The organism is Proteus vulgaris (assembly GCF_016647575.1).
Classification (GTDB): domain Bacteria; phylum Pseudomonadota; class Gammaproteobacteria; order Enterobacterales; family Enterobacteriaceae; genus Proteus; species Proteus mirabilis_B.
In genome coordinates this window covers 2744122-2754585 of sequence record NZ_CP032663.1, presented here as the reverse complement: position 1 = coordinate 2754585, position 10464 = coordinate 2744122, and the positions used below count along the sequence as shown (strand labels likewise).

The window sequence follows — 10464 nt, the reverse complement described above, 5'->3', positions numbered from 1 at the left end:
TTCCTTTGAGTGATTGAATGAAACTAGGATATAAACGGCTTATTGCTGTTATCATTATTTTTTTGCTAGCAACGCCTATTTTAGTCTGGATCGCAGATAAAATTTGGCCTCTCCCTGATCCTGAACCTCAAATTGCGACTATTGTTACAGCGCAAGATGGCACACCTCTTTGGCGTTTTGCCGATAAAGAAGGGGTATGGCGTTATCATGTCAAACTCACTGATGTCTCTCCTGAATATTTAGAAGCCTTAATTACTTATGAAGATCGCTGGTTTTATCAACATCCCGGTGTTAATCCGATGGCGATATTACGGGCAGCATGGCAAGACTTGAGCTCAGGAAGAATTGTGTCAGGCGGAAGTACGCTATCAATGCAAGTAGCTCGCCTTATTGATCCTCATTCCCGTACTTTAGGGGGGAAAATCAAACAGCTTTGGCGCACTCTGCAATTAGAGTGGTATTACTCAAAAGATGAAATTCTGGAGATTTACCTCAATAGAGCACCCTTTGGCGGTACGTTAGAAGGTATTGGTGCAGCAAGCTGGGCTTATTTAGGTAAGTCACCCGCTGATTTATCTGCGGGAGAAGCGACTTTAATGGCGGTATTGCCACAAGCGCCAAGTCGTTTACGGCCAGATAGATACCCTGAACGCGCTCAAGCTGCTCGGGATAAAGTATTAGATAGACTGGCAGAATATCAAATATGGTCACAAGAAAAAGTTGATGAAATCAAGGAAGAGCAGGTTTTATTAGCTCCAAGACAAACACCACAATTAGCGCCATTACTGGCTCGTCGTATGTATAACGAAAAGCGGGAGCCTGTTATTACAACAACGATTGATATCAATATTCAACGACAACTCGAAGATATTGCTAATCAATGGAAGTACCAATTAGCGGATAAAACATCCTTAGCCATCTTAGTTGTTGATCATACGGATATGAGTGTGAAAGGGTATGTTGGCTCTGCCGATTTTAATGATAATTCGCGCTTTGGTCATGTCGATATGATCAGTGCATGGCGCTCGCCAGGTTCAACATTAAAGCCATTTATTTATGCACTTGCATTAGATGAAGGGCTTATTCATGCTGAATCACTCTTACAAGATGTTCCTCGTCGATTTGATAATTATCGCCCCGGCAATTTTGACTCCGATTTTAATGGTGCGGTTAGTGCCAGTGAAGCATTAAGTCGCTCTTTAAATTTGCCAGCGGTACAACTTATCGAAGTGTATGGTGCGAAGAAATTTGCGGCAAAATTACGTCATAATCATCTTGAAATGCGATTCCCTTATGGTTCTGAGCCAAATTTAGCACTGATTTTAGGGGGAACTGCAACGCGAATGGATGAGCTTGTTTCTGCCTTTAGCGCATTAGCAAGGCAAGGGAAAACAGCACCATTACGTTTTAAACCAGAACAAATAATAGAAGACCGAGTGTTGATGTCTCAAGGATCAGCATGGATTATTAGGCGTATCTTAGCCGGGGAAGCCAGACCTCGCCCAGATAGCGCAATTTCACCCGTTGTTCCTTTAGCTTGGAAAACAGGGACAAGTTATGGCTATCGTGATGCATGGTCTATTGGTGTGAATGCGCGCTATACCATTGGCGTTTGGGTAGGTAGACCCGATGGAACACCTGTTGCAGGGCAGTTTGGTTTTGCGACAGCCGTCCCTATTATGAATCAGGTCAATAACTTATTAACGGGCTACTTCTATCAAAATAAACAAAGACCACCAACAGATTTACGCCCTAGTAGTGTAACAGCAGTTACTATCTGTTGGCCGACAGGTAAGGCATTACCTAAAGAAGATAGCAACTGTAGAGTCAGTCGTCGAAGCTGGATCTTAGATAACACCATTCCGCCAACTTTGTTAAATGATAGCCAAGAAGGTATTTTGGGGATCAACGAAAAAATTTGGTTAGATAATGAAGGTAAACGCACGGGACCTAATTGCCCTAATGCAGAGTTAAAAGATATCGCCTTGTGGCCGATAGCATTAGAAGCATGGTTACCTGAAAAAGAGCGCAGAGCAAAACGACTGCCACCGATTTCTGACACTTGCCCACCAATTAAAGAAGATATCATTCCTCTGTTTATCTCGGGTATCCGTGCTGGTGATTTATTAAGGCCATTACCCGGCGAAACTAATCTTGAAATAACCGTTTCTACGCAAGGTGGAAGTGGTACGCAATGGTGGTTTTTAAATGGTGAGCAAATAGGTAAAACAGAAAACGGAGAAACATTCTCTTATTTATTAGAGAAACGAGGTAAATACCAACTTTCAGTACTTGATCTAAGTGGTCAAACGGATATGGTTAATTTTATATTTCGTTAAACTAAAACGATAAAATAAACGAGAACTGAGTGATTTTTCACTAAATTAGTTTTTTCGATAAAGGTAAAGAGGCTATTTATCGTGTTTCATTTCGGTTCTTTTTTTATTCTTATTTTCAAGGTTGAACATGGAAAACGTCAAAAATGTGATTAGATCGATAATTTATAACTTTTTTGCCACAGTTTTTTAAAAAAAAAGGATATTCAATCTGTGCAATTCATTTTTATCCTCCTATAATCGAGCACTATTTTTTGCAGGGAATGCGGTTTTTGATTCGTTTTTCCATGATCTGCGATAAAAGAGATAACAAAAGTTATCATTAATAAAATAATTTAGAGGTAAGACATGGCTATTCAGCGCACATTTTCTATTATCAAACCAAACGCAGTGAAAAAAAATGTTATCGGTGCTATCTATCACCGTTTTGAAAGCGCAGGCTTTAGCATCATTGGTGCTAAAATGCTGCATTTAACGCGCGAACAAGCTGAAGGCTTTTATGAAGAACACAAAGGCCGTCCTTTCTTTGACGGTTTAGTTGAATTTATGACTTCGGGCCCAATCATGGTTCAAGTGTTAGAAGGCGAAAACGCGATCCAACGTCACCGTGATCTGATGGGTGCAACTAATCCAGACAACGCATTAGCGGGTACATTACGTGCTGACTACGCTGATAGCTTTACTGAAAATGCGGTACACGGTTCAGATTCAGAAGCTTCTGCTGCTCGCGAAATTGCATACTTCTTCACTGAAAATGAAGTTTGCGCGCGCTAATTTATTAGCATCTCTACGCGAAAAACAGTACAATGCGACGCCCTGTTTGATAATTAACAGGGCGTTTTTTATTATTGTTTAATTATACAAATATATAAGTATCCCATTAGCATCAATGCTAATGCAGGCCGCATAGTGTAACAACGAGGCAATGTCATGACCCAATCTACCACCCCAGCGCCAAGCGCTTCTGTCGCTGTTTCTAAAGAAAATACTGTGAATCAAAAAACTAAAATTAATCTGTTAGATTTAAATCGTAAACAGATGCGTGAGCTTTTTGTCTCTATGGGCGAAAAACCTTTCCGTGCTGACCAAATTATGAAGTGGATGTACCACTACTGTTATGACGATTTTGATCAAATGACAGATATCAACAAGGTGTTACGCAATAAATTAAAAGAAATTGCTGAAATTAAAGCACCTGAAGTTTCTGAAGAACAACGTTCAACAGATGGCACGATTAAATGGGCAATTAAAGTTGGTGATCAACAAGTAGAAACTGTGTATATCCCAGAAGATGATCGCGCAACATTATGTGTTTCTTCACAAGTTGGTTGTGCTTTAGAGTGCAAATTCTGTTCAACTGCACAGCAAGGTTTTAACCGTAACTTGAAAGTGTCTGAAATTATTGGGCAAGTTTGGCGTGCCGCTAAAATTATTGGCTCATTAAAAGAGACAGGCCGTCGTCCTATTACTAACGTTGTTATGATGGGAATGGGGGAGCCATTACTGAATTTAAATAATGTTATTCCAGCACTTGAAATCATGATGGATGATTTCGGTTTTGGTCTATCTAAACGTCGAGTCACTGTTTCTACATCAGGTGTTGTGCCTGCATTAGATAAACTAGGTGATGCGGTTGATGTAGCTTTAGCCATTTCATTACATGCACCAACTGATGAAATTCGTGATGAGATCGTTCCAATTAACAAGAAATATAATATTGAAATGTTTCTTGAAGGTGTTCGCCGCTATATTGCTAAATCAAATGCGAACCAAGGGCGAGTGACTATTGAGTATGTCATGCTTGATCATATTAATGACAGCACAGATCAAGCTCATCAATTAGCTGAACTTTTAAAAGACACGCCATGTAAAATTAACTTAATTCCATGGAACCCGTTCCCGGGTGCGCCATACGGACGTAGTTCTAATAGCCGAATTGACCGTTTCTCTAAAGTATTAATGGAATATGGCTTTACGACAATCGTGCGTAAAACGCGTGGCGATGATATCGATGCGGCTTGTGGGCAATTAGCGGGTGATGTTATTGACCGTACAAAACGCACACTGAAAAAACGCCAACAAGGTGAACTAATTTCAGTAAAAGCAGTCTGATACAGTTGGATATCTCTTTCTTTGTGAAGTGTATTACATAATTGCGATGTAGAGAGAACAAGGATGAATTTATTTAAGGAATATGACGATGATAAGGATATCATCAGTAGTTATAACTATTGGCTTGATGTTATTGACACTCGGTTGTCAATCATCAGCCAATCAAGAGCGTGTTGCAGTGTCTACACGTTTACAATTAGGTGATGCTTATTTAGCTGAAAGACAATATCAAATAGCGCAATATCATTTCCAAAAAGTGTTATCGGTGATGCCAAATCACTCCGATGCAAATTTAGGAATGGCGTTAACATCGCAGTTATTGGGAAATTCTATTCAAGCGTTAGATTATTACAAATTAGCGATGAACTCGAAGCCAGTAAATGTTAATGTATTAAGGCTTTATGGTAATTTCCTTTGTGAACAAAAACTATTAAACAATAATAGTGTGTTAATTGAGGATATACCGCCAGATTATTTGGTCTGTCAGCAAAGTGATAATAAAATATCAAAAAATTCGCGGTGATACGTTAAGGTACTTTGTGCTTTTGCGAATTCATCAATGTTAAACATCCAATAGCCACAGTGCCTAGATTGCTAATGAATACTGAAAACAAAACCGAAGAAGTGAAATTAACAGCAGGTCAACTTTTACGCCAGGCACGAGAAAAGGTGGGGCTAACACAACAAACTGTTGCTGATCGACTTTGTTTGAAGTTATCAACAGTTCGCGAAATTGAAACAGACTCCGTTTCTTCTGATATTGCACCAACATTTTTACGCGGATATATGCGTTCTTACGCTAAGTTAGTCGGCGTTCCTGAAAAAGACATCCTTGGTTTTATCGACCAACAAGCTCCTGTCAAACAAATTAGAATGACAACCACACAAAATTACTCATTAGGCAAACGTCATAAAAAACGTGAAGGTTGGCTGATGAAACTCACATGGGTGATTTTGATTGTTATGGTTGCTCTTGTCGGTGTTTGGTGGTGGCAAGGTCATCAGGCTGATCAACAAGAATTAGTCTCTATGGCATCTCAAGACATAGGGCAAAACAGTACTCAAGAAAACACCAACACGATAGATTCTCCTTTAGCAACCTTAGATAATACGCCAACATCTGAAGGTGATAATTTACAAGTACCTGCGTCGCCATTAGCTGATAATCAGGCAAATAATGTCGCTATATCGCCAACGACTGAAACGACGTCACCAGCACCAACAGAAGTGAGAACGGTTCCATTACCTGTATCACCTCTAACAACATCAACAACTTCTCGTGCAAATTCAGCACAAGAATCTACCTCATCAGAAGCTCCGGCTATTGCGAATCAATTGGTTCTTATGTTTGATGGTGAATGTTGGTTAGAAGTTCGTAATGCTCAAAATAAAGTCTTATTTAATGGTATTAAGAAAGCGGGTGATCGTTTGGAATTTGATGGTGAGCAACCTTATAAACTAAAAATAGGCGCACCTTCTGTTACTCGCTTACAGTTTAATGGTGAATCAGTTGACTTAAGCCGTTTTACTGGAAAAATAGCAAAAATAACAGTGCCGAGCGCTTAATCTGACTACACATTTGAGCAAGCATGGAAGCATGGGAGAATTAATCAATGCATAAAGAATCACCTATTATTCGTCGCAAATCGACACGAATTTATGTGGGTAATGTACCTATTGGCGATGGTGCTCCTATCGCGGTACAGTCGATGACGAATACACGAACGACAGACGTAGAAGCGACTGTTCGCCAGATAAAGTCTCTGGAACGTGTAGGGGTGGATATTGTTCGCGTTTCTGTACCGACAATGGATGCTGCGGAAGCATTCAAATTAATTAAGCAGCAAGTTAATGTACCTTTAGTTGCTGATATTCACTTTGATTATCGTATTGCATTAAAAGTCGCTGAATATGGCGTTGATTGTTTACGTATCAATCCGGGGAATATTGGTAGTGAAGAGCGTATTCGCCAAGTCGTTGATTGCGCTCGTCATAACAATATTCCTATTCGTATTGGTGTAAACGGCGGTTCACTTGAAAAAGATATTCAAGAGAAATACGGCGAGCCAACACCAGAAGCATTAGTTGAATCAGCAATGCGCCATGTAGATATCCTTGATAAGCTGAATTTTGAACAGTTTAAAGTCAGTGTAAAAGCTTCTGATGTTTTCCTTGCTGTTGATTCATACCGCTTATTAGCGAAAAAAATAGATCAGCCACTGCATCTTGGGATCACTGAAGCGGGTGGCGCAAGAGCAGGATCGGTTAAATCTGCGATTGGTCTTGGGATCTTATTATCAGAAGGTATCGGCGATACATTAAGGATTTCATTAGCTGCAGATCCGGTTGAAGAAGTTAAAGTAGGTTTTGATATTCTCAAATCCTTACGTATTCGCTCTCGCGGAATTAACTTTATTGCTTGTCCAACGTGTTCACGCCAAGAATTTGATGTTATTGGAACAGTCAATGAATTAGAGCAGCGTCTGGAAGATATCATCACACCTATGGATGTTTCCATTATTGGTTGTGTGGTTAATGGACCAGGTGAAGCTGAAGTTTCAACGTTAGGTGTAACGGGCGCTAAAACACGTAGTGGTTTTTATGAAGATGGCGTGAGACAAAAAGAGCGTCTTGATAACGTTAATATGATTGATTTATTAGAAGCAAAAATTCGCGCTAAGGCATCAATGCTTGATGACAGTATGCGTATAAATATAAATCAATTGGACAAATAACACTCAAAAAACTGGCTCATTAATCAATGAGCCAGTTTTACTATTGATTTCACATTGAATACTGATTGATTTCGCTTCTATAATCAGCCTAACAATCAATTAATAACTATTAGAGAAGAAAAGTGGCACAAAAAATCCAAGCCATTCGTGGTATGAACGACTATCTACCTGCTGACACTCGTGTATGGCAGAAAATTGAAAATACGCTAAAACAAATTTTAGCGGGTTACGGCTTTAGTGAAATCAGAACACCTATCGTAGAGCATACCCCTCTATTTCAGCGAGCAATTGGTGAAGTGACCGATGTTGTTGAAAAAGAAATGTATACTTTTACCGATCGCGGTGAAGATGCCCAAAGCCTGACATTACGCCCAGAAAATACAGCAGGTTGTGTTCGCGCAGGTATCGAGCATGGTTTACTTTATAACCAAGAACAACGTTTATGGTATTTAGGGCCAATGTTCCGTTATGAGCGTCCTCAAAAAGGTCGTTATCGTCAATTCCACCAGTTAGGTGCTGAAGTGTTTGGTCTACAAGGCCCAGACATTGATGCCGAATTAATTATGTTAACTGCGCGCTGGTGGAAAGCGTTAGGTATCGCAGAGCACGTAACATTAGAACTTAACTCTATTGGTTCCTTAGAAGCGCGTGCTAATTATCGTGAAGCGTTAGTAGCTTTCTTAGAGCAGCATGTTGATAAGTTAGATGAAGACTGCAAACGTCGTATGTATTCTAACCCATTACGTGTTTTAGACTCAAAAAATCCAGAAATTCAGACTTTATTGAATGATGCGCCTGAACTTTTCGATTATCTTGATGACGAATCAAGAGCGCACTTTGATGGTCTTTGTGCTTTATTAGATGCTGTCGGTATTACATACCGTGTTAATCAGCGTTTAGTTCGCGGTTTAGATTATTATAACCGTACTGTTTTTGAGTGGGTTACTAGTGCATTAGGTTCACAAGGAACAGTGTGTGCAGGTGGCCGTTATGATGGTCTTGTGAAGCAACTTGGTGGACATCCAACACCTGCTGTAGGTTTTGCAATGGGTATGGAGCGCATGATTTTATTGGTTCAAGCGGTTAACCCTGAATTTGTTGCAGATACCAATGTGGCTGATGTTTATCTTGCTTCATTTGGCGATAAGAGCCAAAGCGCAGCATTAATGCTGGCTGAAGAAATTCGTGATCAATTACCAACATTACGTTTAATGACGAATCATGGTAATGGTAACTTTAAAAAGCAGTTAGGGCGAGCTGATAAACAAGGCGCTAAAATTGCGCTGATTTTAGGCGAAGATGAAATTAATGCCGGCACTGTTGCAGTGAAAGATTTGCGTTCAGGGGAACAAACAATCGTTGCTCGCAATGAGCTCGCTCAGCAATTGACTTTGTTATTAGGTTAAGGAGAGACTTGTGGAAGTTTATAGCACCGAAAACGAACAAGTTGATGCAATTAAACAATTCTTTAAAAACTACGGTTTAACTATCGTTTTAGCCGCTGTTATTGGTTTTGGTGGTGTGTTTGGTTGGAAATACTGGCAATCGCATCAAACAAATCGTCTGCAAGAAAGTGCGGGTGCTTTTGCAACAGTCAGTGAGGCACTTGCTAAACCTACACCTGAAAATATTGCATTAGCTGAAAAATTTGTTACCGATACGAATGATATCTATGGCGCTTTAGCTTCATTAGAGCTTGCTCAAATCGCTATCGATGCTAATGATTTAGTCAGCGGTGAACGTCATCTAACTAATGCTGTAGCAAAAGTAAAAAATGACGCATTTGCAGATATGCTTAATCTTCGTTTAGCTCGCGTACAATTAGCATTAGATAAAACAGATGCTGCTTTAGTTTCGTTAGAGCAAGTGAAAGGCAAAGCATGGAATGGAATGAAAAATTATATCCGTGGTGATGTCTTAGCGAAAAAAGGCGATAACGCAGGTGCAACAACCGCTTATCGTAGCGCATTAACTGATGAAAATGCGGGTGCTATTCGCTCACTGGTTGAACTTAAACTCAATAATTTATCCAATTAAAGGGATCTTCAGACATGCAACTGCGTAAAACTCTCCTGGTTGGTCTACTAGCATCTGCTTTGTTGGCAGGATGTTCTAGTGAACAGGATAATGTGACAATGTCTCCATTGCCTGAGGTGCAGAGCCAATTTACACCTAGAGCTGTTTGGGACAAATCAGTTGGAAATGGTATTGGTAAATACTATTCTCACTTGTCACCAACATGGGATGGCGCAGTTGTTTATGTCGCTGATCGCCATGGTTTAGTTAAAGCATTAGAGGTAGAAACAGGTAAAGAGCTTTGGTCACAAGATCTCTCTATTAAAACGGGTTTTCTTTCATCCAATGAGTCTGCATTACTTTCTGGTGGATTAACCGTTTCAGGTACTCGCGTTTTTGTGGGAACTGAAAAAGCGAAAGTATATGCACTGAACGTTGAGGATGGCTCCATTGATTGGGAAGCTGATGTTGCTGGTGAAGCCATTTCAAAACCTGTTGTTAGTGATGGTTTAGTCCTTATTCATACCAGTAACGGCATGTTGCAAGGACTTGACTTATTAACGGGTGAGATTTCGTGGACTATTAACTTAGATACTCCATCATTATCTCTGCGTGGTGAGTCTGCACCTGCTGTTGCTTATGGTGCGGCTATCATTGGTGCAGATAATGGTCGTGTCAGTGCAGTTGTTCTTTCTCAAGGACAATTAATTTGGCAACAAAATATTTCACAAATTAAAGGCTCTACTGAAATTAGCCGATTAAGTGATGTGGATATCACGCCGATTATTGATGAAAATACCGTTTATGCAATGGCATATAACGGTAACTTAGTTAGCCTTGATATGCGTTCTGGACAAATCCTTTGGAAACGCGATTTAGGCTCAGTCAATGATATGGTGCTGTTAGGTGATAATCTTTACCTTGTTGACCAAAATGACCGAGTTTTATCTGTTCGTAAATCTGATGGTGTGACATTATGGACACAAGAAGATTTACTGCATCGTAATTTAACCGCACCAGCTATTTTTGATGGCTATTTAGTGGTTGGCGATGCAGAAGGTTATCTCCATTGGATTGATACCAACACAGGTAAATTCATTGCACAAAACCAAGTGAACAGTTCAGGTTTATTAAGTCGCCCTCAAGCAGTACAAGATAAACTGATGATCCAAGCTCGTGACGGTAAGCTTTATCTTTATAGTCGGTAATTAATTGCTGACAAATCTATTTATTTTACGGCTCCTTTAAAGGAGCCGTTTCGTCTT

Annotated in this window: 9 protein-coding genes; all 9 read left to right on the top strand. The window is 40.0% G+C overall.

What is annotated here, in order from left to right:
- The first annotated feature begins 17 nt into the window (after window positions 1–17).
- The 9 genes from pbpC (at window position 18) to bamB (ending at window position 10407) form a co-directional block, all read left to right on the top strand.
- A complete protein-coding gene (gene pbpC / locus D7029_RS12895) occupies window positions 18–2339 on the top strand; it encodes a peptidoglycan glycosyltransferase PbpC (protein ID WP_194950865.1) in 2322 nt (773 codons plus the stop codon).
- Window positions 2340–2684: 345 nt separating this feature from the next.
- Entirely contained in the window at window positions 2685–3110 is a 426-nt protein-coding gene (gene ndk, locus D7029_RS12890; protein ID WP_023581630.1) for a nucleoside-diphosphate kinase, read from the top strand.
- A gap of 156 nt (window positions 3111–3266) precedes the next feature.
- Complete coding sequence (locus D7029_RS12885; RefSeq protein WP_023581631.1) at window positions 3267–4448, top strand: bifunctional tRNA (adenosine(37)-C2)-methyltransferase TrmG/ribosomal RNA large subunit methyltransferase RlmN; 1182 nt, start codon at window positions 3267–3269, stop codon at window positions 4446–4448.
- A gap of 88 nt (window positions 4449–4536) precedes the next feature.
- A complete protein-coding gene (locus tag D7029_RS12880; protein ID WP_088495059.1) occupies window positions 4537–4971 on the top strand; it encodes a hypothetical protein in 435 nt (144 codons plus the stop codon).
- A gap of 74 nt (window positions 4972–5045) precedes the next feature.
- On the top strand, window positions 5046–6014 hold the full coding sequence (gene rodZ / locus D7029_RS12875; protein ID WP_194950864.1) for a cytoskeleton protein RodZ: 969 nt from the start codon (window positions 5046–5048) through the stop codon (window positions 6012–6014).
- 47 nt (window positions 6015–6061) lie between these two features.
- Entirely contained in the window at window positions 6062–7183 is a 1122-nt protein-coding gene (gene ispG / locus D7029_RS12870) for a flavodoxin-dependent (E)-4-hydroxy-3-methylbut-2-enyl-diphosphate synthase (protein WP_088495061.1), read from the top strand.
- A gap of 122 nt (window positions 7184–7305) precedes the next feature.
- Window positions 7306–8589 carry a histidine--tRNA ligase gene (gene hisS, locus D7029_RS12865; RefSeq protein ID WP_075670494.1) on the top strand — a complete coding sequence of 428 codons (1284 nt, stop codon included), beginning with the start codon at window positions 7306–7308 and terminating at the stop codon, window positions 8587–8589.
- Between the two features lie 10 nt (window positions 8590–8599).
- Window positions 8600–9220, top strand: coding sequence for a YfgM family protein (locus D7029_RS12860; protein WP_194950863.1), 621 nt, complete (start codon window positions 8600–8602; stop codon window positions 9218–9220).
- Between the two features lie 14 nt (window positions 9221–9234).
- The gene (gene bamB / locus D7029_RS12855) at window positions 9235–10407 is read left to right on the top strand and encodes an outer membrane protein assembly factor BamB (protein ID WP_194950862.1); all 1173 of its coding nucleotides are present in this window, start codon (window positions 9235–9237) and stop codon (window positions 10405–10407) included.
- Window positions 10408–10464: the final 57 nt, after the last annotated feature.

What these genes read in the sequence shown, in the direction of transcription:
- pbpC (WP_194950865.1), top strand. Translation starts at nt 18, where the DNA reads ATGAAACTAGGATATAAACGGCTTATTGCTGTTATCATTATTTTTTTG.
- ispG (WP_088495061.1), top strand. Translation starts at nt 6,062, where the DNA reads ATGCATAAAGAATCACCTATTATTCGTCGCAAATCGACACGAATTTAT.
- ndk (WP_023581630.1), top strand. Translation starts at nt 2,685, where the DNA reads ATGGCTATTCAGCGCACATTTTCTATTATCAAACCAAACGCAGTGAAA.
- rodZ (WP_194950864.1), top strand. Translation starts at nt 5,046, where the DNA reads ATGAATACTGAAAACAAAACCGAAGAAGTGAAATTAACAGCAGGTCAA.
- D7029_RS12885 (WP_023581631.1), top strand. Translation starts at nt 3,267, where the DNA reads ATGACCCAATCTACCACCCCAGCGCCAAGCGCTTCTGTCGCTGTTTCT.
- bamB (WP_194950862.1), top strand. Translation starts at nt 9,235, where the DNA reads ATGCAACTGCGTAAAACTCTCCTGGTTGGTCTACTAGCATCTGCTTTG.
- D7029_RS12880 (WP_088495059.1), top strand. Translation starts at nt 4,537, where the DNA reads ATGATAAGGATATCATCAGTAGTTATAACTATTGGCTTGATGTTATTG.